Raw genomic sequence first — 24,731 nt, 5'->3', positions numbered from 1 at the left:
GTTTAGAGTGATTCAATTTTGTGGATCAGATCATCTTTTTTTCGTGAGGAGACCGGTACATGAGAGTTGTCACTCATAACTACACTGTTCCCATCAGACTTATTAATTCGAACAATTTGTTGAAGATTTACCAGATGAGATTGATGTGTGCGAAAGAATCCATGAGGTAAAAGAATAGTCTCCTGCTCTTTAAGTGTTTTGGAAACCATGATTTTCTGGTTTCCATGTAGGAAAAATGTTGTGTAGTTGCAGTTGGCTTCGCAACGAATGATTTCATCAATATTAACAATGTATATATTGTCGGATGTCTTCAGAATAATTCTTTTCCCATTAGCAATATTATCGTACTGTATATCTTTTTCTTTGTTTATGTGTTGGATGTGCTTTTCAACTTTTTTTACAGAGTTGATTAAATCATCCGGGTCTAATGGCTTCAACAGATAATCTATGGCCGAATACCTGAAGGCCTTAATGGCATATTCATCGTGAGCCGTTAAAAATATGAGATTAAAATTATCAAATTCCAATCTGTTAAGCAGATCAAAACCTGTTCCATCAGTCATTTGGACATCTAAAAAAATCAATTGGGGTCGATGAGTTCTAATGCATTTTAATCCGGTTAAAACGCTCTCTGCCTCACCAACGATTTCAATGTTTGGACATAATGCATTTAGCATTGCCTTTAGGTTGTCTCTTGCAGGCAATTCATCATCTATGATGCAGGTCTTTATGGTTTCAGTTGTTGCGCTCATTTTCCTTTAATGGATTTTGTTTCTTCGATTGTTGTAATAGGCACCATGATTGTAACTAAGGTTCCTGAAGGATGTTTAGGTATATTTAGCTCTGAACAATCTTTTATGGTTAAATAATAATTGTTTTTTTTCTGTTTAAAAGTTTCCAGTCGTTCTCGGGTTATAATGGAAGCCAGTGATTCATGTGATTTATCTTTTTTTGCTCTTCGAAGCGACTCGTTTACCCCAATTCCATTGTCTAAGATTTCTATTCTTAAATTGTCTTGTAATAATGCAAATGTGATATCTATCCTGCCATCCGATTTTGTCTCGGTAAACCCATGTTCTATGCAATTTTCAGTAAATGGCTGCACCATCATAGGAGGCAGTGCAATGGAGCTGGTCTCCAATCCATTTGTATGAATGTGGTATTCAAAAGTGTTGTTTCTACGGAGTTTTTGTAGGTCAAGATAAAATTGAAGCGACTCAATTTCGTTTTGCAGTGGGATGAAGGTTTCCCTCGTGTGCTGTAACGTGAGTCTTATCAATTTCGAAAACTTTGAAAGATATCGCCCGGCTTCCATAGGTGAATTGGAAAATATGAAGCTTTGAATGGCACTTAATGAATTAAATATAAAATGGGGATTCATTTGGCTTCTCAACAGTTTTTGTTCGGTTTCAATTGCTTTTTTTTCGGCAATTATTCTATTAATGTATTGATGTAAAAAGAAGAATGTCAGACCAAGTAAAAATGCAAATAATACCAATTGAAACCACCATCTTTTCCAGAATGGAGGTGTTACTATTATTTTAAACTCTACCGGGATCGACTCACCTTGAAAGAGTTTAAGAACATATTTCCCTGGCGGAATGCTGGTATAAAAGATTTCATTCCCCTTTGGGACAGGTTGAGGAACTTCATCTATGCCAATCAATTGATAGAAAATCTTTTCATCAGGCATAGGGTAACTCATTGAAGAAATCTTTAGTGAGAAAAAATTTTCATCATGTTTTAACCTGATGGGAAAGTTTTTACCTATTTCGCCTTTTTGCCTTTGTCCGTGTATATATTTTTCTGTCAGGTTGACCGGGAAATTACTGTTGCTTGCGATGAGCTTTTCAGGATTAAACCTGATTACTCCATTTGACCCACCAAATATTAAATTGCCTGATGAATGCAATATTGAGGTGTGGTAGGTTGTGAATAAGGGTAATCCAAATTTTTCAGGTGAAACTCTTATGAAATCTCCATTTTGTGGATTAAATCTTACGACACCATATTCCATAGCAAGCCATAAATATCCATTATTATCTTCAACTATGGAGTTAATTATATCGCATGGAAATTCATTCGGAACAGGATAACGACTAAAAGAGTTTTCCGTTGAATTAAACCTGTTTAGTCCACATGCTCCAATCCAAATTGTTCCATCGCGTGTCTCCTTGTAACTCCTTGCAGTGATGCCTTTAAATCCAGAGATATCGGATTCGTTTCCTGGAAAATGAGTGATGGAAAGATTTTTTACGTTGATTTTGTTGACACCTCCATTGGTTGTTCCTGCCCATATATTTCCATTTTTATCTTCTTTTAAAAAGGTTATTAAATGGCATGCCAATCGATCTTCTGGTGTTCTGTTATGATATGAAATGCTTAAGTCTAGGGGGTTGACAGAAACCAGCCCTGAGTCTGTCCCTGCCCATATTTTTTGATGTTTATCGACTGCGAGACTTAGAATTTGTCGATTTTTTAAACCACTTAACTCAACAATCTTATCTGCTTTGTTTTTATTTCTGATCAATTTGTAGAGACCGTTTTCAGTTCCAAGCCATATCGAATTGCTTAATGAGTCGGTTGTGAAAGAGAGTAGCCTTCTGGCATTTAGTCCTTTCTGGTATTTTCCTTGTAAACCCAACCATTCCCACTGATTCTCTTCTGAAGGAACGAATAGGCCGTTCCCGGCTATAATAAATAGATTCTCATTGAATGCTTGCAGTTTCTCTATTTTATCTCGCTCGGTCATCTCAAACGTTACCGGTTCATCGAAGAATCGATGGTTTATCAGATCATATTTGAATAAATAATTATCTCCAAAAATATATAGTTTCTGACCTTTTGTTACAGCAGCAGATATTTGCTTTATATCAACAGGGAAATCTTTTTTATTTATAAAAGGGATCAACTTTTTATTTTTCGTATCTATTAAATAGATGTCCTCATTTGAAATGGCATGCCATGTTTCTGGAACTTCTCCTGCTATAATGGTATGTGTTTTTGAAAGCGGAGAATTTTCAGTGTTTGTAAATATTGAATTGAATGGCTCGTCCGGATTGTTGTTGTCCCTATAAAGAAGATGCTGATCGGTTAAAATCACTACCGATCCGTTGTTTGCAGCAGCAGAAATTGTATTGCTAAATTTATTGTAGTTTCCTTCGGATGCATAAGAGGGACGAGGGTAGGGGAATGCCGGGTCGAACTCCGCTGCATGCCAATATGGAGTGAATTTATCAGATGTTTCGCAATGCCTGTAGATTACGTTCCTGTTAGTTACTGCCCATATATTTACCCCATCGTTTATAATGTGATGAATTGCTTGGTTGTATGGCTGATGGATATGAGCCAAATCAGGAGGCAATATTCTTCTGTTTTGCCGATCATAGTTTACAATGCCTTTGTGACCCCAAACTCCCAGCCAGAATCTTCCCTCGCTGTCATTTAGAAAGTCATTGTACCAGTCACTTCTGAGAGAAGACGGGTTGATGCGATGGTCTTCGATTTCCAAAGTTGCCGGATTTAATCGGTTAAACCCTCTGCCTTCCCATAGCCCAATCCATAAATAACCCTCTTTGTCGTGAGCAAGTGCAGAAACTCGATCACTTATCAGGCTTTTTCCAGTGGCACCTTCCTTTCTGATTACGTCAATTCTGTTTTCGTTAAGATGCCAACGGTTAAGTCCTCCTCCGTTGGTTCCAATCCATACAGATCCATCCTTTTCTTCCAATAAAGAGGTTACATGATTGTGGGAAAGGGATTCTTCATTGCCTGGTATTAAGCGTACATGATAGGGGTGATTTATGATTTTTGAAAAAGCGGATATGCCGTTTTTTGTTCCAATCCACATATTGCCTTGCCGGTCTTTCATCAGTATGTTAATGTGATTATTTACCAGAGAGTATTTATCGTTGGGATCGTGGTTATAAATCGTAAAGCTGTTTTTATTTGCATTGAAGTGTACCAATCCGTGTCCCGTTCCTAACCATAATTCTCCCGGTTCATTTTCCAAAATACTGAACGTTGAGGAGCCGAAAAGTTTTGTCAATAGATTGTTTTGCAAATCCACAGAATAAAATCCATTGATGGATCCCAGCCAACCATTCCCGTTTGAGTCAATAAAAAAATCAGCGACATCGGGTTGCCTTTCGCTTCCATCTGCCAGATGCAGATGGATCTGCTGCCAATGATTGTTGGAGACATCTAATTTATGCAATCCTGTCATTCTGCCTCCGGTCCAGATATTCCCATCTCTGTCCTTATACAGACCATGATAGGTATAATAAGGTTGCTGTGGAGGCGAATGGTAATAATAATCAGTTTTGTTTTCACTAATGATATAGCGGTTGAGAACACCGTTAACAGCAGCTGCAAAAATTGTGTCACTGCCGCTCATTATTATTTTTCTTATGATATCGTGACTGAAAGAATCTGAATTTGGAGAAGGAACTTTGTCAAAGGTCTCGTTGTTTCTGTTATATACAACAACACCTTTGTGGGTGCCAACATAAAGGTTGTTTTGATCGTCGATGGATAGGGATGAAACAAATGAATGCGGCAACGAGAGCGTGTCGGTTTCGTAAGGCAGATAGTGAATAAAGTTTATGCCGTCATAACGGCATAAACCTTTGTCTGTGGCTATCCAAATAAATCCGGATTGATCCTGAATAATATCAAGAATTTGACCGAATGGCAATCCATCACCCAATTGCAGATTGAAAAAACGGGCGTATTTTTCTTGTCTGATGGTTTGTGAATAGATGACTTCCCCCATAAAAAGAGAGAGGAGAATTATTGACGATATTGTTTTAATTCGGTACATGCTTTGGTTCTTCCGTCGAAAATAATAAAAATTTTGTAATTGTTAAGTAAGCAAATAATCAAATATTTCCGGCAAATACTCATTCAACTCCGGCAAATAATAATTGGCTCTTTTTTTTCGATTGTTTTTTTTCTCCTTTGTTTCAGGATTTCTCTTTTCATGTGAGTTTGAAAACTTTCAATGGACAACATTAATACAGATATCGTTCGAATAGAATTAGCTGATGATTTCTCCATCGCTTACATGAGCGATGGTGGAACCATGCGATTGGCAAATTCCATAGATGAACTTGAAAAAGAGTTGGGTGAGCGGCACTTCCAGCGAATACATCCACGCCATTTGGTTAATCGAAAATTTCTGAAAGCCATCAACTCTGAAGCAAGCCTTGTGGCAAATTTAAGCAATGGGGAGGTGCTCCCGGTTGATAAGAGGTTGGTGGAGAAAATCAATAGCAAATATCTTCTTTTTTTTAAACTTAAATCCAAGATTATGAGACTGGTAAATTTACGATTAGGTATAATTATTTTTTTTGTACTTGTTAGCATAGGCGCAAGAGCTCAAGTTTCAACAATTCCAGAGTTCGGTGACGGCTCATCGCTTGATCCATATCAAATAGAGACTTTGGAGAACTTATATTGGATTGCTGAAAGTTCTGATCGATGGAGTTTTCATTATGTTCAAACGGCTGATATTGATGCGTCAGAAACGATTGATTGGTTTGATGGTAAGGGTTGGCTTCCTATAGGAAATGACCTTGTACAATTTACCGGGACTTTTGATGGGAGTGGACATGTTATAGAGAATCTTTATTCTCATAGGACAGAAACAATGCACACTGGATTGTTCGGATGGGTTTCTGGAGAATTTAGTGAAATTACATATGTTCATATTAGAGATTGTGAAATTATAGGAGGATCCAGAACCGGTGCATTAATTGGCTACTTAAGCCATGGCGCTATTGTTCAAAATTGTTCAGCTACTGGTGAAGTTACCGGTGATACGAATGTAGGTGGATTAATTGGCGCTACAGCTACTGGTTACATATTTAGTTCTTTTTCATCTGTTGATGTGGAAGCAAGGTTAAATGTCGGTGGGTTAGTTGGGGGGCATCATAATTTGGTTGAGTCTGGTCCCGCTGGTGGAATTATTAAAGATTGTTTTGCTGTGGGGAGTGTTAAATCAACAGCTTCAGGCAGGGCAGGTGGTTTGACATCTCTTGTGCGGAAATCTTATGTTGTGAATTCATACTCTACAGGGTTGGTTCAATCTGATGGATCACAGAAAGGAGGTCTTGTAGGTTGGCAGCAATACTCTGGTTATATTGATAATTCAAATTTTTGGAATGAAGAGACTTCTGGAATGACCAGCAGTGCCGGAAATGCAGTGGGGAAGAAAACAGATGAAATGCAAATGATTTCATTATACCAAGAGGCCGGTTGGGATTTTCTCGGTAATTCAGAAAATGGAACTAACGATACTTGGGGCATCAACAAAACAATGAACAATGGTTTACCATTTTTGAGTTGGCAGGGTTTTAAGATGGAGGTTGAAGTTGAAAATATTCCCTCTGAAATGACTATTGTATATGGAACCAAGTTGTTGGATGTTGATTTTTCTGGTGTCGTAATTAATGTTGAGGGTTCTTTAATTTTTGATGAAGAGAATCTTATTCCCGGTGTCGGAGTTTACATATATGGAATAGAGTTTTTAGCTGAACGAAATTCGGAAAAGTTTGAGGAATATACAAATGAAATAATTATTACTGTTGAAAAAGCTGCATTAACAGTTAGGGCAAAAGATGTAACTCGGAAATATGGAGAATCAAACCCTGAGTTTGAGATAGAATACGCTGGATTTGTAAATGATGAAACATCTGATGTTTTAACGCAACTTCCAATTGCAACAACTGATGCGGATGAAGCAAGCGAGCCTGGAGAATATGATATTATAGTATTTGGGGGAGAAGCAGATAATTATTATTTGGTTTATGATGATAATTTAGGTGTTTTGACTATAACGATAAGCGTCGGCGATAAATTTTTAATGACAACCAGCGATTTGCAAGTTTATCCAAATCCCGTTTTGAAGGAACTTTTTGTTGTTGGCGACGGATTAACACCTGAATGTAAAGGGAAACTGTATGATTCTTCCGGAAGGTTAATATTTGAAATTAAAAACATCAATCAATCTGTTAATATGTCGGGATTGACAAATGGCATTTACTTTTTAATTGTCAATGATAGCGTTTTTAAAGTTGTTAAAAATTAGTTTTACGAACACCAAAAGCGAAGAGCTTTGCTCTTCATAAATTTTCAGTGGTATAGAATTGTCAATTTTGTAATTGCCGATTTTATACCACTGTTTTTTATCTCGTTGCGGTCCGACAAGTTCTATTATCAGTCATTTCTCTCATTTATCTTCATTCAATTCCAGCAGAGATCAATGATTATTTCCTGAATAGCATCCTAATTAATATCTTTACCCAAAATACAGATTCAAATGCAACACGATTATAATCCTGAATCTACCATTGGTCGTCGCGGTCTTATTCTGAAAATGCTTGATGAACAGGGACAGGTTAATGTGACTGATTTATGTGCACACTTTAAAGTGAGTGCAGTGACCATCAGGAACGATTTGAGTAATCTTGAACAAAAAAAGCTTCTGATTCGGGCCAGGGGTGGTGCCATAAAAACGGATAAGGTCACCCTCGATTTGAAAATTTCAGGGAAGCAAGGTGTAAATATTCGGGAGAAGGAGGCCATTGGTCGACGAGCAGCAAGATATGTGCAAGAAGGTGACACCATATTTATTGGTAGCGGCACAACCACTCGCGAAATGGTGCACCATCTAAACCGATTTAATAATCTGACAGTCATTACCAACGCATTAAACATTGCCGGGCATTTGGCCGATATGGAACGGTTGACGGTTATTGTGCCGGGTGGAATCATGCGTCACAACATTCTTTCATTGGTGGGTGCAATGGCCATCGATAATTTCAAAAAATTCTTTTGCGATAAGTTATTTATTGCAGCAGACGGAATTGACGTCAATCTGGGACTGTCTTCACCTGACCTTGAGGAGGCTGCCTTAAATCGTACCATGATTAAAATGGCCAGAAAAGTAATTGTCGTGGCTGATTCATCTAAGTTTGGAAAGCGCAGCCTTGCCGTTATTTGTGGCATCAGCCAAATTGATGTACTGATTACCGATTCTGGTTTATCTGCTTTAGCCAAGGAAGCACTTGAAAACATGGGCGTAGAAGTGGTTATTGCCGATTAATATTATAGTGAATGAAAGATAAGATTATACCACAACATGATATCATTGGCCAGGCTGGGATGGATTTTATGGCCAATGGCAAACCTGATTCATCAATCAGGGTCTGGAGCGACATTGCTGAAACAGATATTCTGCCGGTTCATTATCTGTTTAGGGATTTTCACCAAATGCCTGAACTCGAGCAGAAGGCACTGATGTTGTGTCGGGGGAAAGTGCTCGATGTTGGCGCAGGCATGGGTAGCCATGCCTTATATCTGCAAAACAAACACTTTGATGTTACCGCTTTGGAGTTGTCGCCACTTGCTTGCGAGGTCATGAAAACTCGAGATGTTAAGCATATTGTCAATGCTAATTTCTTCGATTTTCCCACAGAAGAGCAATTTGATACCATTTTGATGCTGATGAATGGTATTGGGATAGTTGGTTCAGTTGATAAACTTCAGGGTTATTTTCAGGTTTTAAAAAAAATATTAAAACCCGGGGGACAGGTTTTGCTTGATTCATCTGATCTTAGATATCTGTTTTTAAATGACGACGGAAGCATTCTTCTAAACTTGAATGATAAATATTACGGCGAAGTGGTATATAAAATGAGCTATGGCTCATTTTCCGGGAAAAAGTTTCCCTGGCTCTTCATCGACGATGAATTATTGGGATATTATGCTCACCAGAACGGGTTTGAATTTGAAAAAGTGGCCGAAGGGCCACATTTTGACTACTTAGCGAGGCTGTTTATTCCACTATAATACTATAGTGGATGATTCTCATTGCTCTTACTTGTTTTTAATGCCGTCAAACTCTATATTTGTACGATTTTTCAACCTGCTTTATTGATGAATTATCGTTGTGAGATTTTAAAATACCCAAAATACAGGTAAGAGCAAGCATAAAAACGGCATAGAAAATGAGTAATAAATTCCCTGAATATAAAGGACTTAATCTCTCTCAGATTAACAAGGATGTGTTAAAACACTGGGAGAAGCAAAAAACATTTGAAAAAAGCCTTGAATTGCGAGAAGGACATCCGGCCTTCACTTTTTATGAAGGGCCTCCATCCGCCAATGGAATGCCGGGTATTCATCACGTGATTTCCAGAGCTATTAAGGATGTTGTGTGCCGTTATAAAACTCAAAAAGGATTTCAGGTACATCGTAAAGCCGGATGGGACACCCATGGTTTGCCTGTAGAGCTTGGTGTTGAAAAAGCGCTTGGAATCACCAAAGAGGACATAGGAAAAAACATCTCGGTGGCCGATTACAATAAGGCCTGCCGCAAAGATGTAATGAAATATACCGACATGTGGGAAGACCTGACCCATAAAATGGGTTATTGGGTCGACATGGATAATCCTTACATCACATACGACAACCGTTACATTGAAACCCTATGGTGGATGCTCAAGGAACTTCACCAGAAAGGATTTCTTTATAAAGGATATACCATTCAGCCTTATTCACCGGCTGCCGGAACTGGTTTGAGCACGCACGAGCTGAATCAGCCGGGTTGTTATCGAGATGTTAAGGATACTTCATGTACTGCTCAGTTTAAAGTTGTTCGTAACAGCGATTCGGAGTTTCTGTTTGAGAATGCCGATGAAGTTCATTTGCTAGCATGGACAACCACCCCGTGGACACTGCCATCCAACACGGCACTAGCGGTGGGGCCAAATATAACCTACATGCAGGTAAAAACTTTTAATGCATACACAGGTGAGCCGGTCAACGTCATTCTTGCTAAAGATTTGTTTGGTGCATATTTCAATGAGAAAAGTGCTGAATTAAAACTGGAGGATTACAAACCCGGCGATAAGAAAATACCGTTCCAGATAACAGGCGAATATACAGGTCAACAAATCAGCGGCATTCGCTATGAGCAACTCATTCCATGGATTAAACCTGATGGAGATGCTTTTCGGGTAATCATTGGGGACTATGTTACCACCAGTGATGGTACCGGAATTGTTCACATCGCACCTACTTTTGGTGCTGATGACGACCGGGTGGCCAAGCAATCAGGAATTGTTCCGTTGATTTTAATCGACAGGGAAGGTAAGCGTCAACCTATGGTGGATCGCACAGGGAAGTTCTTCCTGATTAAGGATTTGGATCCTACTTTTGTGAAAAGCAATGTAAACATTGATACTTATGGTGAGTATGCCGGTAGGTATGTAAAAAATGCCTACGACGAAAAACTCACCGATGACGACCCAACGCTTGACATTGACCTGTCTGTGATGCTGAAAAAAGAGAATAAGGCGTTTCGGGTGGAGAAATATGAGCACAACTACCCACACTGTTGGCGAACCGATAAACCGGTTCTTTACTATCCCCTGGATAGTTGGTTTATTAAAACAACAGCTGTGCGCGACCGCATGATTGAGTTGAACAATACCATTAACTGGAAACCTGAAAGTACGGGTACCGGCCGTTTTGGCAAGTGGCTCGAAAATTTGGTGGATTGGAACCTGAGCCGCTCACGATATTGGGGAACCCCCCTTCCAATTTGGCGTTCAGAAGATGGTTCATCAGAAATTTGTATTGGTTCTGTTGAGCAGCTCATGAGCGAAATTGAAAAAGCGGTTAAGGCTGGTGTCATGAGTTCCAATCCTTTTGAAGGATTTAAAGTTGGTGATTTCAGTCAGACTAATTACGAAAAAATTGATCTGCATCGTCCTTTCGTAGATGATATTATTTTGGTTTCGGATGATGGAAAACCAATGCATCGTGAGACTGACCTGATTGATGTTTGGTTCGATTCAGGAGCCATGCCGTATGCTCAAATGCATTATCCTTTTGAGAATAAAGATAATCTGCCGTTTCCGGCCGATTTTATTGCCGAAGGTGTTGACCAGACCAGGGGGTGGTTTTTCACTCTGCATGCCTTGTCAACCATGCTTTTTGATTCGGTAGCTTTTAAAAATATCATTTCCAATGGACTGGTTTTGGATAAGAATGGAAACAAAATGTCCAAGCGACTTGGGAATGCTGTTGAGCCCTTCAAAGTCATCGAAGAATATGGTTCCGATCCATTGCGATGGTATCTTCTTACCAACTCTCAACCATGGGATAATATTAAATTTGACGTTGGGGGAGTAGATGAGGTTAAGCGCAAGTTCTTCGGAACGCTTTATAATACATATTCTTTCTTTTCACTTTATGCAAATGTAGATGGTTTTAAAGGAACAGAACCGGAAGTGCCGGTAGAGCAACGTCCGGAAATTGACCGTTGGGTTATCTCATTGCTTAACAGTCTTATTAAGGAAGTGACGGCAGCATATGAAAGTTATGAGCCAACACGTGCAGGAAGAGCCATTCAGGAGTTTGTTACTGAAAATCTCAGTAACTGGTACGTGCGCTTAAACCGTAAACGCTTTTGGGGTGGAGAGTTCGATCAGGATAAACTTGCAGCTTACCAGACACTGCTTCACTGCCTTGAAACCGTAGCTGTTTTGAGTGCTCCCATTGCTCCCTTTTATATGGAGCAGCTTTTCAGCGATCTTAATTCCGTTACAGGAAAGCATAAGGATCCGTCGGTGCATTTGGTATTAATGCCTGAGTTTGATGAGAAATTGATCAATAGTCAACTCGAAGAGAGAATGGCTTATGCACAACAGATTTCATCCATGGTATTAGCATTGAGACGAAAAGTGAGCATTAAAGTTCGCCAACCTTTGCAAAAAATCATGATTCCGGTTTTAAATGATGCTTTTGAAAAGCAGATTGCTGCCGTTGAAAATCTGATTTTGGCTGAGGTTAATGTTAAAGAGATGGAATACCTTAAGGACAGCAGTGGAGTTTTGGTGAAAAAAATAAAGCCAAACTTTAAAGTTCTGGGGCCAAAATACAGCAAACTCATGAAAGGAATTGCAGCCGCGGTTAACTCCATGAGTGCAGATGACATCAACAGATTTGAGCAGGAGGGAAGTTATTCCATCGATATTAATGGCGAAACCATTAATCTGCAACCTGAAGATGTTGAAATTTTAAGTGAAGATATTCCGGGCTGGCTGGTGATGAATGAAGGTAAAATCACTGTTGCACTGGATATTACCATTTCTGGAGAGTTGAAACTGGAGGGAATAGTCCGGGAGTTGATAAACAGGATTCAGAATTTGCGGAAAGACAGTGGTCTTGATGTAACAGATAAAATTAATCTTACCATTGAGCGTAACGAACTGGTTGAGAAGGCTGTTGAAAAACATCGTGAATACATTGGTTCGCAAACTTTAGCTACTGCCATTAACCTTGTGGAAAAATGTAACGAATCAACGGCTGTTAACGTAGAAGTGGATAATGAAATCCAGACATCTATTTATATACAAAAGAACTAAGTTTTACCGACCCAAAAACGGATTATATTATGAACGAAAGAACCAGATATTCGGAAGAAGAGCTTCAGGAGTTTAAAGAAATTATTCTTAACAAACTGGACAAAGCTAAAAAAGATTATGACTTGTTGAAAAACACCATAACTCTTGGCGATGGAAATGACACTCAGGATACGTCACCTACATTTAAGGTGTTGGAAGAGGGAGCTGCAGTTTTATCAAAAGAGGAGGCAGGCAAACTGGCTCAGCGTCAACAAAAATTTATCCAGCATTTGCAAGGGGCGTTGGTACGCATTGAAAATAAAACCTATGGAGTTTGTCGTGAAACAGGGAAGTTAATACCTAAAGAGAGGTTACGTGCTGTTCCACATGCTACGCTAAGTATTGATGCAAAGCGCAATCAGAAGTAGTCCAACTCTGATTATAAAGCGTAAACAGATTCATAAATTTACTGGTGGCAGCGGTAAACAGATATCGCGTGTCACCTTTTGTTTTTGGGGTAGGGGGTATGAACGGCACAAATATTGAGTGGTAAATTATTATCAATTTTATCGCATGGTACAAGCGATATTAAAAATTTGAATGGATGAAGGTTGATATCAGCAAATTGAAATTGTCACTTATTATCATCGGTGTAATCCTTATTATTGATCAGGTTCTAAAGATTTGGATTAAAACCAACATGATGCTCGGACAAGAATATCGCATTTTCGAGTGGTTTATTATCCACTTTGTGGAGAATAATGGTATGGCATTTGGGATGGAGCTCGCTGGTGAGTATGGTAAAATTATACTTAGTATTTTTCGCATTGTAGCTGTAACTGCCATTGGTTGGTATCTGTATAATCTCACTAAAAAAGATGCGCATACAGGTTTGATTGTGAGTGTTAGTCTTGTTTTTGCCGGTGCCTTGGGTAATATCATCGACAGTGCATTTTACGGGATGATATTTGATGCAAGTTATGGCCGTGTTGCCACTTTCTTGCCTGAAGGTGGTGGGTATGCTCCCTTTTTACATGGAAAGGTAGTTGATATGTTCTATTTCCCACTGCTTACTGGTACCTATCCGCAATGGCTCCCATTTGTTGGAGGTAACGAATTTATCTTTTTTCGTCCCGTTTTCAATATTGCTGATTCGGCCATTACTGTTGGGATTTTTATCATCCTGATTTTCCAAAAGAGATTCTTTCCCGAAGGAACATTATAATACTGAATGTGATTTAAATATAAAAAATCCTCTTTTTTTTAACGAAAGAGGATTTTTTTGTAGTCTGCAATTTCAATATATAGTAAATTTAGGTGAAATATTTATATGACCATTAATTCTTGTGTCCCTAAGGGACACTGAATCTGATGATATCATGTCTTTCTACCGATATTTTGTGCCTAACGGCACAGTAATTTAGGACAAAACATCATTTTCCAAACAATATTGAATGTAATCCAGTGTTATTCAGGATTAACGACCTGCTTGTTTCCTAATATCCTAACAACCCACTAACCTATCGCCTATTTCCCTTTTTTTAATTTCGGATATTCAACCCTTGCATGATAAATGTTTTTAAGCTTTTGCTTAAAAACTTCCTTTACTTCTGTAATTTCTTTGAATGTGATGGGTGCGTCAATAAACTGGTTTTCTGCAATCTGATCGTTTATGATGTTTTCCACCAACCTATCAATCTCATCATCCGAATAGTTTTTAAGACTTCTGGAGGCTGCCTCAACCGAATCGGCCATCATTAATACAGCTGTTTCCTTGGTGAATGGCGTTGGCCCGGGATAGGTGAAGAGACTTACATCCGGGTCTTCACCCGGGTTTTGATTCACATAAGAGTTGTAAAAATATTTGGTTTTCATGGTTCCCTGATGGGTTGTGATAAAATCAATGATTTGACGAGGCAGTTTTTCCTTTTGCGCCATTTTTACCCCGTTTTCAATATGATGAATAACTAACTGTGCACTTTCATCGTAAGGCATGTTGTCATGCGGATTCATGCCTGATGACTGGTTTTCAGTAAAATATATTGGCGACCAAAGTTTGCCAATATCATGATACATGGCGCCGGCTCTTACAAGCAGCGGGTTTCCTCCAATTTTGTAAACAGCCTCCTGTGCAAGATTCCCTACCTGAATGGAGTGCTGGAATGTACCAGGAGCTTTTTCAGCCAGTCGCCTGAGCACCGGGTGGTTGGTGTCTGCAAGCTCCACCAGAGTTACATCGGATAAGAATCCAAATAGCTTCTCAAAGATGTAAATCAGTGGATAAATCATTAACAGCAACACTCCATTTGCCAGAAAATAGAAGTAAGTATTGTGATTGATTTGTAGAAAATCACCCTCCTGCCATAGTGATAATCCGGTGTAGAATAATGAATATGAAAGGAAAACCAAAATGGCGGCTCGTACAAGTTGGGAGCGTCGTACCATACGGAACAAGCTGAACATGGCTGTTAGCCCTGCGGGTATTTGTAGTATTACAAATTCAAAGCTATTACTCACATAAAATGCAGCAAGTAACACCGTGGTTACATGTATAAAGAATGCAAGCCGTGAATCAAAAAATATTCTTACAATAATAGGTAGAATCGCAAACGGGATAACATATATAGGGAAATTGTCAGTGCGATGTGAAATGCTTGCCATCAGGATCATAGATGACACCATCATGAGAAGAAAAAGGACAGACAACAGGTTGTTGTATACATCTGTCCTAAAATAGTAAAGGAATAGAAATATAATAACAAACAGAAGAACGATGATGGTTGCTTGACCTGCAAGAATAAAGTAGTGGCTATTGCCCCTTCCTAAGCTTGTTTCATATTCCAGTCTGAGTGAATCAAGTATTCTTCCGGTCTCTTCGGTAATTAGTTCACCTGTCTCAATGATGCGTTGCCCAGCCAGGACAATTCCGCTGGTGAGGCTGATGTTCCTGAGAATGTTTTGACGTTCCTGTTCAGTACGCTCCGGCTCAAAACGGATATTTGCCTCCAAATATCTGTTGAGTTGCAGATTGCTGATTAAATTATCAGTCTGATCCTGTGATACATTGCTGTTTTTATCAATGATGTCAAAAATAATCGTGGAAAGCTCCAGGTATGCACTCTGATAGTTAAAAAACTCCCCTATTTCATATGGTTCGGCAAAATTATTACGTACCACCATAATGACAGTTGATTCTGGTAATTCTTCATACTCTTCTGGAAGCGATATGAGTCCGGTGTTATATATGCTGATCAATTTTTGTTGTGCAAGTTCCTTTATATGATTATAAACAGTTTTTGAATCATTGTTTCTTAACCTGTTGGTTAAGAATGGGTAGGTTGAAAGCAGCGTGGGAAGTTGACTGACATAAGTTTCTTCAAAAAACTGGGTCATTTGTCCCGAGACAGATGGCTCATAATTAAAATAGGGTCTGAAATTATGAAGAGCATTCTCTCGTTCGGCGCGCAGTTCTGCCTGAGATTTATGTATTGGGAAATCAAACGGTGCAATTAAAGTCTCATGAGTCCATGGGCGCCCGTGTGTATATTCATACCGAAATTTTCCTTGTCGGGGAAATATATAAATAACAAGTAAAATGGCGGCTATAAATAGCAGTATACGGTTGATTGCTTTGGAATATTTTTTTATAGAGTCAATCATGTTAAAATCAATTAATCAAGATTTAGATAAATTAGTTCAGGATGATCTATTGATTCCGCATAACCTGAAATGCCAATAATTGTAACCATCCTTATTATAATGCTAATCTAAGCATTTTTTCCAATCTATGGATATAACATGAGATGTGACTTTTTTGTTTTTAAGGAGAATCATTGGTGTCTTGGAAAATTTTCGAGATATCTCCCTTTGGTCGAAATGACATGACTTTCGTGGATTTTTGCTTTGAATGGGGTTCGTAACGGTTTTGCCGTTACGAACCCCATTCAATTAAAAGCTAAGTAACTGTCATTGCGAATTCCGCCTTGCGGAAAGGAATCTAAACCCAAGTTTTTTTATTAACTCTTTTTTACCGAACATCAGTTGATAATAATAATTTTGAGATTATTTTTACATCCAATCATTCTTTTAATTATCTTTCGATTTGATTTTTTTATGGAGCATAAATTGCTGCATCCCCTTTAATATAAACAGAAGCGAGATATGAGAGGTTCGATTAGTCCATATAGTGTGCTTTCGGTAAGGCGTGAGCCTTCCGAAAAATCTGAGCTCGAAACCCAGTTGTTGTTTGGTGAGGTTTTTTACGTAGATGAAATAATGAATGGCTGGGTTAAAATCAAAACTGAATTTGACGGATATGAAGGCTGGATAGATGAGCGCATGTATTATCCGGTCAGGGACAAAGAAATAGAGTTGTGGCTATCAGCTCCCGGAGTGATAATACCTACGCCCATGTTCAAGTTGATCCGTGAGCCAGAAAAGTCAGCTCAATTAATTTCAGCGGGAAGCCGAATTGTTTTTAATGGTGAGGACCGAAACTCTTTTGTAATAGGTCATAAGGAATTTTATTGCCAAAGTACTGTTCCTGATCGTACTCCAGATCTTGAAGAAATTGCAAAAGGATTTTTAAATACTTCCTATTTGTGGGGTGGGAGAAATATATTTGGCATCGACTGTTCAGGTTTATCTCAGGTTGTTTTTAAAATAATGGGAAAGCGATTACCTCGCAATGCTTCACAGCAAATTGAACATGGAGCCATGGTTAGTTTCGTGGAAGAGGCCAGAGCAGGAGATCTTGCTTTTTTTGATAATCCCGAAGGTGAAATTACCCATGTTGGAATTTGTTTGGGGCAAGGCCGTATTTTACATGCCAGCGGTGAGGTTCGGTTAGATCATCTGGATCATCAGGGTATATTTAATCGTGAATTGCAAAAATACACTCACCACCTGCGTGTTATCAAGCGAATGATGGAATAATATTATGCATACTTATAACTACCCGCGTCCTTCTGTAACTTGCGACATTGTTGTTTTTTCGGTTGGAATTGATCAATCAAAGTTGCTGCTGATAAAAAGAAAGTTTGAGCCTTTTAAAGGTTTGTGGGCACTCCCCGGCGGATTTGTGGACGAAAATGAAGATCTCACAGATACTGCGCTTCGAGAACTGGAAGAAGAAACCGGCCTTTCCGGTGTAAAGGTTAAGCAAATTGGAGCTTATGGAAAACCTAACCGGGATCCTCGTGGACACACCATTACCGTTGCCTATTTGGCCTTAACAGATGTTGAACTTGAACTAAATGCCGGAGATGATGCCCACGATGCAGCTTGGTTCAAAATTGATGAACTTCCTGAGTTGGCTTTTGATCATGCAGATATTATTCAGGATGCAATTAATCTGCTTTAATGCTCTTCTCTAGTACAATCAGTGACTCTGGTCCTTTGTTAAAAAGCAGATCCAGAATACTCAGGTTTGGTATAAACGGTTGGTTGAGCGCAAAAACCTGACGATAAGGCTCCGGTCTGAAACTTTTATCAACCGAATAGTTTTTTTTGGGATGTATGGAGTCACGAAAATCCGGATGTTGATACTCCCTTTGCCACTCCTTTGTAAAACTGATTTTTGCAGAAACACCGGTACATTCCATAGCAACTTCCAAAGCGTATTGATTCATATCGAGCAGGTACTTCCATTTTTTTGTAAATATTGGCTCAATATCATCTTTGTAATAGATGTAGTAGGGAGAAGAGTTGTACGCTGCTTCAATGGATTTCCAGTGAACCTGGTTCCATGGTGTGTCATAATCTACCTCAACATCCTTGGTGCAGGTTTTTTTGCCAGATGTTTTCACAACCGGAACTGTTAATGGTAAAACACCATTTGCACCAAGAATAACATACCGGTTGCGATAAGTTTGCCTTGAATAGTTACAATAGCGCTCAATAACAGCCTCCTGACAGGATGCCAGATGGGCAAAATAGTGAACAGGAGGAAATATGGAGGTGCTAAATATCTTTTTCAACTTTCGATTTGTCTTCCGGGGGTAACTCCTTGTATTCAATGTATTCTCCTTTTTCGGGCAGGAAGCGTTTGTAAGCATATAGTGCTCCGGTAATGAGTCCGGTTAAAAAGGTTCCAATCAGCAAAATTGACAACGATACATTTGGTTTCCAGAATAGAAGCTTTACTTCAATGGCGCCTGAGTTTTGCACGGAAAATATAACCAACAAAATTGTAAGAGCGATAAACACCCAAAAAGAGAATTGAACTTTCTTTTTTAAGACAGTCATGTTGTTTGTTTTAGGTCGCATATTGTAAATTTTTAATTTCTGAAACCTGATTATCCAAAGTTTGAATATAGTTATTTGGTACGTAATTGTCAAGCGAGCAGCATACTTCAGAAGCAAAAGCAATGCCGCAGGGAATTATTTCATCCCATTGATCCTCTGTGATTGAATGAATATTATTGATTGATATGTTCTGCTTGAGAAGGCCATGCACGAGTCCGGCATTGAAATTATCTCCGGCACCTATTGTACTTACCGGATCAATTTTTAGCACTTCGTACCATTTGTCAACTTCGTTTCCAAACAGATGAACCCCATGTGAGTTTGCTGTAATAACAAGGTTGTTGCAAAGTTTTCTAATCCGATCAGAAATCTCTTTCAAATCTTCTGTGCCGTATATGTTTTTGAAGTCCTCATCGCTGCCACGAACAATGTCAGCCATTGAGAAATTCTCTTCAATTACTGTAATCAGTTTGTCTGTTTTATGCGAATGGTGATTTCTGTAGTTCGGATCGTAAACAATGATGGCTCCTTTATCTTTAGCTTCCCTGAGATATTTTTTCAGCTGAGGTCTCAAAGCCGGGTTCAGAGAGAAAAATGAACCGAAAAGTACTATGTCGTCTTCTTTAAAGTTGGGCATTTCACCGCTGAGTGATTGAGATGAATAGTCCTTAAATATTTCATATTCGGCATCATTTTTTTGATTGAGGAATGCCAGTGCCAAAGGAGAACGATTCCCTTCACGCCTAAAGAGAAAGGTGTCTGAGACACCGTTCTCCAACAAGAAATTGTCGATCAGATCGCCAATGCGATCGTTTCCAATTTCACTGATAAAACTGGGGTTGTAACCCATTCGTCCCAAAGAAACAATAGCATTCAGCGTGCTGCCACCTGCCGTTGCGCCAACGGGTTGGTTGTTTTTAAAAATGACATCAAGAAGTGCTTCTCCGATACCGTAAATATGACGCATAGAACTTTTTACTTTACGAGTTTTGATATGGCTTTAAATTGATCTGTACCAGCCATACGACATAATTCAAACAGAAGCGATTCATAACTTGTTACGGTAATCCCCTCCTGTAGCATGCGGTTAATGGCGATGCGTTTGTTCTCAGGATTACGTGAAGCAACACAATCTTCAACCACCACAGGCTGAAAGCCATTGGCTTTCAGATCTAATGCAGTTTGTAACACACAAATATGGGATTCGATTCCTGCCAGAATGACAAATTTAGCCGGTTTTTTCTCTATGTCTGAGAGAAATGCCGGCTCATCACAACAACTGAAGGCTGTTTTTTCAACCGATTTACACCCTGTGAGCAGATTAGCGATGGCCGGTATGGTTTCACCAAGGCCTTTTTTATATTGCTCGGTTACCTTAATTGGCACTTGAAGGACGTTAAGTCCTTCTATCAATATTTGTAAATTTACTGCCAGTTTTTCACTTTCATGGATGTGAGGGAACAGTCTTTCCTGCACATCAATGATTACTGCTATGGATTGTTCTTTCTCAATTCTCATCTTCTATATGTTCTTAAAACCACTTAAGTCAAGTTTATCATAATCGTTGAAAAACTCCATCAGCGCTTCTTTTATTCTGATTAATCCACCCTGATCTTCCGACTCAATATTTAAGGGGATAACCGGGTCGTGCAGCGATAAGCGAAGGAGGAACCACCCTTTTTGTCCGGGAATATCACAATTTATTCTAACTCCCTCAAAATTATCCGGTGCAATGTCCCATCCTTGTTTGCTTCCGGCCAAAAGTCCCAGATTCATAATTACCTTTTCGCCATATTCTTTAAATTCAGGAGTATTGATTCCGATTCTGATTTCTGCTGATTCTGCAGGTACCGGCATCTTTTCAATCAGAGAGGTGAGCCGTTTGCCTGATTTACTAAGTTGAGCCATTTTAATGATCAGTTTAGTAACCAGATAGGCGCCGTCATCCATGAAATGGTTTTCTTTTAGTGCAGCGTGTCCCGATGTTTCAATGGCTAACCAACATGGTTCTCCGGTGTTGTTTAACCGGATGGCTTCGTTGATTACATTTTTGTAACCTCGCATGTATCTTTTGTGTTTGCCTTTGAGATGTTCTTTTATAAACCATTCAAGGCCATTGGATGTGATGGAGTCGGTTACGATGGTGGATTTTGGATGTTCATCCAAAACCACGGCTGAAATTAAAGCAATAAGGCTGTTGCGGTTGATTGGAGTTCCACTTTGACTAACAAGAGCGGCTCTGTCCACATCGGTATCAAAAATAACACCTAAATCTGCATTGACTTGTTTTACTTTTCTAATGATGGAGGCCATGGCCAGATCATCCTCAGGGTTTGGAATGTGGTTGGGGAAACGGCCGTCGGGTTCAAGGTATTGGCTTTCGGAAATATCGGCTCCAAGAGGCTCCAGAACTTTGGTGGCATAAAATCCGCCAGCTCCATTTCCTGCGTCCACTACAATTTTTAATCCTTTCAGGGGTTCATTGTAGTGGTCGGGGTGATTTACTTTTGTCCTGATTAAATCCACAAAGTGAGCCGCATATTTTTCCATGAAATAGCAACTTTTTACACTTCCTTTGCTTTCAGATTTGTATTCTTGTAATCCGGATGCATATTCCAGAATTTTAGAGATATCTTCTTTTTCCAAACCTCCATTTGGTGTGAAAAACTTAAGTCCGTTACGATTGTATGGCAGGTGGCTGGCAGTAAGCATGATGGCTCCGTGCATGGGTTCCTCACCCATTACCGTACTCATAAACATGGCCGGTGTAGATGCTAGTCCAACATCAAATACTTCAATACCACACTTAGCGAGTTGGTCAGTTAATGCTTTGCTGAGTCTTGGGCCGGAAAGTCTGGAGTCCATACCAACTGCTATTCTGGTTTGCTCTGAGGTTGGGTGATTTTCATTTAACCATGCGGCAAAGGCCTCACCAAGGCGCGCCACTACTTCAGGCGTCAGGTTCACTTCTTCATTCTGAACCCCATCAAGGGCAATTCCCCTGATGTCGGAGCCATTCTGAAGTTTTTTCCAATCAAAGTTGCTCATAATGTTGTTATTTTTTTTCTAAGTTGGCTGCTTTTCTCGATTTATCACCCAAGTATCCGCCGTGATGACGTAAAGAATACTCATGATTGTTGAAACCAATTTTCTTCATCAGCAAAACAACGAGTATATCTCCAATCACAGTCATGGTGGTAGTAGATGTTGTTGGCGTTAATCCCAACGCACATACTTCCTTTGGATTGCCGGTAAATATACTGACATTGGCTGCCTGCGCTAATAACGAATCAGGATTTCCTGAGATGACGATAAACTTAATATCGGGACGGAGGCCTTTTGCAAGATCTATTAATTCAACAATTTCCCTCGTTTTACCGGAGTTGGAAATAAGCAGCATGATGTCATTTTTTTGCACAATTCCCAAGTCTCCATGCTGTGCTTCGGACGGATGTAGAAAAACTGCCGGCGTGCCCGTACTGCTAAAGGTTGTTGCCATATTGATGGCTATCTGGCCTGCTTTACCCATCCCTGATGTAATCAGTTTGCCTCCTTTTTCATGAACTTGTTGAAAAAGGAGATTGACTGCATCTTCAAAATCGTTGGTGACGGGGATTTTTTTTATGGCTTCGGCTTCGGCTTCAAGTAATTCTCTTACCTGGTTTATCATAGTCCCTTTTTCTTATCCTTTGTTAATAATCTGTTTGTAATTTTTGTGATGCTGTAAATAAAAAATACGTAATACGTATTTTTTATTCTGGGATTCCTGATTGATGACCTTTGTCTGACATCAGAAAGATATTCTAAACATCAACTCGTTATGGTATCTTATTCGGTTGATATGTATATAGATATGGTTTGTCTGTTAAATGCGTAATTGGCATGAAATCAAGAATCCACATCTATCTATTATATAAAAATCTAAAAGTCTAACTATATATTCTTATAAAAGAATATTTTCAACATCAGTTATATGTGAATTACAAATGTATCAAAAAAATAGGGAGAAACATACATGACCATCTAACCCAAAGATTGAGTATTTGTTTATAATGCTTGTAATTTGCAATATCACAACAGGATATGTGTTTCATGTGAAAAGAATTCCCGCAGAAGATCCTGAACTATTCTTTTTAATCGCAAATCCTTCAAAATATATTCGGTAATTATTTATATTTGAAGGAGGGAATTTTTTAATGAAGTAGAAAATCTCAAATCTTTTGTATGATTGAACAGCGTTTTATTAAGCTTCCTGAATTTAGTCGGGGATTTCATCTTGTTACCAAATATATTGAATCGGAGCTTGGGCACTTGCCTGAGGCAGGGATGGTGAATATTTTTATTCAGCACACTTCCGCCGGACTATCATTGAATGAAAATGTAGATCCCACCGTCCGTGAAGATTTTGAAACCATTATGAACAAGGTGGTGCCTGAAAGCCATTCAGAATACAAACATAACATGGAAGGTTCGGATGATATGCCTGCGCATGTTAAATCCTCGCTTGTGGGGCAGTCTCTCACGATTCCAATTGCCAATGGAAGGCTGGCTTTGGGTATGTGGCAGGGGATTTATTTATGCGAATTCAGAAACTATGGTGGTCCGCGTAAGTTAATTCTAACGGTTTATAGCTGAATCGGTCACTTCTCCCCAATGCTTTAGTAACTCTTCGGTGCCGGGTAGAACAACTGAAGCTCCGGAATCAGATAGCACCTCAGGTTTCAGGATTCCTGTGTTTACTGCTATGGTGATGATTCCCGCTTTTACAGATGATTCCACCCCCATTGGGGCATTTTCAATTACGATGGCATCGGAGGCTTTGCAATTTGCCTTTTTCAGAGCCATAAGGTATGGTTCCGGATCGGGCTTTCCCCTTTTAACATCAAACCCATTGATTACATTATCGCGGGAAATGCCGTAGTCGGATTCCAAACGAGCCAGTAATGACGGCTGACGTGAACCGGTCACGACAACTACTTTTAATCCTGCTTCGATGGTTTTTCTTACCACTTCCTTCATCCCCGGCATTATAGGAGCTTCCGGAGCTGCCTGCATCAATTCCGTTTTTGTATCGTAAATGGTTTTGATGTCGTCTTCGGTGGCCTGGCGGTTGCCACATTTCTCAAATGCTATGTTTATGGTTGCCGGACCGGTGCGGCCTTCATTGAGATATGCATCATATTCGGGGAAATTAATCCCTGACCGGCGAAAACTCTCCACCCATGTAGAGGCATGATTAGGCATGGAGTCGTATAAAACGCCATCCATATCGAAAAAAATTGCTTGTATGTTTTTCGGAAGTATTTTTCTGTTTATCATGATTGCAAAGATGCAAATTTTGTTTTAGTTGCCGTATGCTTACTGGTGGCTTTGTGGAAATTTTGCTATTTTTGACAAATGAACATTATTATCGAAAATCAAATAGCAGAGACATTTCCGGAAATTTCATTTGGTTGTTTATTGGTTCATGTGGATGTTAAACCGTCAGACGATGAGCTGGTGACTGCCATGAATGAGCTTTGCGAAATGCTAACTCCGGATTTGTCTCCTGAATCTATAAGAAATCATTCTGTTGTGTCTGCCACAAAAAATGCCTACCGAAAACTGGGCAAAGACCCTAACCGGTATCGTCCGGCAGCTGAAAGCCTATTACGACGTTTGGCTCTGGGCAAGGGACTGTATCAGGTCAATAATATGGTTGATATTCTTAATATGGTGTCGGTTAAAACCGGATTTTCTATTGGAGGTTATGATGCCGATAAAATTTCCGGGAATATTTCATTTGGGGTAGGAAAAACTGATGAACCTTATGAAGGCATTGGTCGTGGCGCTTTAAACATTGAAAACCTTCCGGTTTTCAGAGATGAAATCGGTGCTTTTGGAACATCTACCAGTGATTCGGTTCGTACCATGGTGACAGAAAGTACCAAACGATTTTTGATGATTATTCCGGCCTATAACGGTGAAAGAGAAGCTTTGGAAAAAGCCATTGATTATGCTGAAGATTTGTTGGCAGAGTTTGGAAAAGTTAAGGAAATTACAATTGGTTGTCAGGGATTAAAATAAACA

The 24,731-nt window shown here is 39.3% G+C and carries 20 protein-coding genes and 1 pseudogene; 11 read left to right on the top strand and 10 right to left on the bottom strand.

What is annotated here, in order from left to right:
* Window positions 1-2 precede the first annotated feature (2 nt).
* Together B5X70_RS07495 and B5X70_RS07490 are read right to left on the bottom strand one after the other, a co-directional pair.
* Window positions 3-752, bottom strand: coding sequence for a LytR/AlgR family response regulator transcription factor (locus tag B5X70_RS07495; RefSeq protein WP_079557281.1), 750 nt, complete (start codon window positions 750-752; stop codon window positions 3-5).
* Complete coding sequence (locus B5X70_RS07490; RefSeq protein WP_079557280.1) at window positions 749-4,822, bottom strand: sensor histidine kinase; 4,074 nt, start codon at window positions 4,820-4,822, stop codon at window positions 749-751. Before B5X70_RS07490 ends, B5X70_RS07495 begins: the two co-directional genes overlap by 4 nt.
* A 180-nt stretch (window positions 4,823-5,002) precedes the next feature.
* On the opposite strand from B5X70_RS07490, the pseudogene B5X70_RS18570 reads away from it, so the two are divergent.
* The 7 genes and pseudogenes from B5X70_RS18570 to B5X70_RS07460 form a co-directional block, all read left to right on the top strand.
* Window positions 5,003-5,215: pseudogene (locus B5X70_RS18570) on the top strand (LytTR family transcriptional regulator DNA-binding domain-containing protein); the annotation flags it as partial.
* A 96-nt stretch (window positions 5,216-5,311) separates the two neighbouring features.
* Entirely contained in the window at window positions 5,312-7,090 is a 1,779-nt protein-coding gene (locus tag B5X70_RS07485; RefSeq protein WP_232468320.1) for an MBG domain-containing protein, read from the top strand.
* A 231-nt stretch (window positions 7,091-7,321) separates the two neighbouring features.
* On the top strand, window positions 7,322-8,107 hold the full coding sequence (locus B5X70_RS07480; protein ID WP_079557278.1) for a DeoR/GlpR family DNA-binding transcription regulator: 786 nt from the start codon (window positions 7,322-7,324) through the stop codon (window positions 8,105-8,107).
* An 11-nt stretch (window positions 8,108-8,118) separates the two neighbouring features.
* A complete protein-coding gene (locus B5X70_RS07475) occupies window positions 8,119-8,853 on the top strand; it encodes a class I SAM-dependent methyltransferase (RefSeq protein ID WP_079557277.1) in 735 nt (244 codons plus the stop codon).
* Window positions 8,854-9,011: 158 nt separating this feature from the next.
* A complete protein-coding gene (ileS, locus tag B5X70_RS07470) occupies window positions 9,012-12,437 on the top strand; it encodes an isoleucine--tRNA ligase (RefSeq protein WP_079557276.1) in 3,426 nt (1,141 codons plus the stop codon).
* A 29-nt stretch (window positions 12,438-12,466) separates the two neighbouring features.
* Window positions 12,467-12,844 carry a TraR/DksA family transcriptional regulator gene (locus tag B5X70_RS07465; protein ID WP_079557275.1) on the top strand — a complete coding sequence of 126 codons (378 nt, stop codon included), beginning with the start codon at window positions 12,467-12,469 and terminating at the stop codon, window positions 12,842-12,844.
* A 176-nt stretch (window positions 12,845-13,020) separates the two neighbouring features.
* Window positions 13,021-13,641 (top strand): lipoprotein signal peptidase, encoded by a 621-nt coding sequence (locus tag B5X70_RS07460; protein ID WP_198314174.1) that lies wholly within the window; start codon window positions 13,021-13,023, stop codon window positions 13,639-13,641.
* A gap of 302 nt (window positions 13,642-13,943) precedes the next feature.
* Here B5X70_RS07460 and B5X70_RS07455 read toward each other — a convergent pair whose 3' ends face one another.
* Window positions 13,944-16,076 carry an HD family phosphohydrolase gene (locus tag B5X70_RS07455; RefSeq protein ID WP_079557274.1) on the bottom strand — a complete coding sequence of 711 codons (2,133 nt, stop codon included), beginning with the start codon at window positions 16,074-16,076 and terminating at the stop codon, window positions 13,944-13,946.
* Window positions 16,077-16,577: 501 nt separating this feature from the next.
* Here B5X70_RS07455 and B5X70_RS07450 point away from each other — a divergent pair.
* Together B5X70_RS07450 and B5X70_RS07445 are read left to right on the top strand one after the other, a co-directional pair.
* On the top strand, window positions 16,578-17,351 hold the full coding sequence (locus tag B5X70_RS07450; protein WP_079557273.1) for a C40 family peptidase: 774 nt from the start codon (window positions 16,578-16,580) through the stop codon (window positions 17,349-17,351).
* A 4-nt stretch (window positions 17,352-17,355) separates the two neighbouring features.
* Window positions 17,356-17,778 (top strand): NUDIX domain-containing protein, encoded by a 423-nt coding sequence (locus B5X70_RS07445; protein WP_079557272.1) that lies wholly within the window; start codon window positions 17,356-17,358, stop codon window positions 17,776-17,778.
* On the opposite strand, the gene B5X70_RS07440 is transcribed toward B5X70_RS07445, so the two are convergent.
* From B5X70_RS07440 to B5X70_RS07415, 6 genes are read right to left on the bottom strand one after another with little or no spacing between them, the layout of a single operon-like run.
* Window positions 17,765-18,394: a WbqC family protein gene (locus tag B5X70_RS07440; RefSeq protein WP_232468321.1), complete on the bottom strand. Its 630-nt coding sequence runs from the start codon at window positions 18,392-18,394 to the stop codon at window positions 17,765-17,767. The two genes, B5X70_RS07445 and B5X70_RS07440, sit on opposite strands and share 14 nt — an antisense overlap.
* Window positions 18,378-18,662, bottom strand: coding sequence for a LapA family protein (locus B5X70_RS07435; RefSeq protein WP_159449997.1), 285 nt, complete (start codon window positions 18,660-18,662; stop codon window positions 18,378-18,380). Before B5X70_RS07435 ends, B5X70_RS07440 begins: the two co-directional genes overlap by 17 nt.
* A gap of 10 nt (window positions 18,663-18,672) precedes the next feature.
* Window positions 18,673-19,629: a carbohydrate kinase family protein gene (locus B5X70_RS07430; protein WP_079557269.1), complete on the bottom strand. Its 957-nt coding sequence runs from the start codon at window positions 19,627-19,629 to the stop codon at window positions 18,673-18,675.
* A gap of 8 nt (window positions 19,630-19,637) precedes the next feature.
* A complete protein-coding gene (locus tag B5X70_RS07425) occupies window positions 19,638-20,180 on the bottom strand; it encodes an isochorismatase family protein (RefSeq protein ID WP_079557268.1) in 543 nt (180 codons plus the stop codon).
* 3 nt (window positions 20,181-20,183) lie between these two features.
* Window positions 20,184-21,710 carry a phosphohexomutase domain-containing protein gene (locus B5X70_RS07420; RefSeq protein WP_079557267.1) on the bottom strand — a complete coding sequence of 509 codons (1,527 nt, stop codon included), beginning with the start codon at window positions 21,708-21,710 and terminating at the stop codon, window positions 20,184-20,186.
* 7 nt (window positions 21,711-21,717) lie between these two features.
* Window positions 21,718-22,332 carry an SIS domain-containing protein gene (locus tag B5X70_RS07415; protein ID WP_079557266.1) on the bottom strand — a complete coding sequence of 205 codons (615 nt, stop codon included), beginning with the start codon at window positions 22,330-22,332 and terminating at the stop codon, window positions 21,718-21,720.
* Window positions 22,333-22,886: 554 nt separating this feature from the next.
* Here B5X70_RS07415 and B5X70_RS07410 point away from each other — a divergent pair.
* Window positions 22,887-23,297, top strand: a complete 411-nt coding sequence (locus B5X70_RS07410; RefSeq protein WP_079557265.1) for a secondary thiamine-phosphate synthase enzyme YjbQ — start codon at window positions 22,887-22,889, stop codon at window positions 23,295-23,297.
* On the opposite strand, the gene B5X70_RS07405 is transcribed toward B5X70_RS07410, so the two are convergent.
* Window positions 23,280-23,981 (bottom strand): inorganic diphosphatase, encoded by a 702-nt coding sequence (locus tag B5X70_RS07405; RefSeq protein WP_079557264.1) that lies wholly within the window; start codon window positions 23,979-23,981, stop codon window positions 23,280-23,282. The two genes, B5X70_RS07410 and B5X70_RS07405, sit on opposite strands and share 18 nt — an antisense overlap.
* Before the next feature lie 78 nt (window positions 23,982-24,059).
* On the opposite strand from B5X70_RS07405, the gene B5X70_RS07400 reads away from it, so the two are divergent.
* The gene (locus B5X70_RS07400) at window positions 24,060-24,728 is read left to right on the top strand and encodes a B3/B4 domain-containing protein (protein ID WP_079557263.1); all 669 of its coding nucleotides are present in this window, start codon (window positions 24,060-24,062) and stop codon (window positions 24,726-24,728) included.
* The last annotated feature ends 3 nt before the right edge of the window (window positions 24,729-24,731 follow it).

It is taken from the genome of Alkalitalea saponilacus (assembly GCF_900168165.1).
GTDB classification, from domain to species: Bacteria; Bacteroidota; Bacteroidia; order Bacteroidales; family Marinilabiliaceae; genus Natronoflexus; species Natronoflexus saponilacus.
This window is presented reverse-complemented; position numbering and strand designations above follow the sequence as displayed.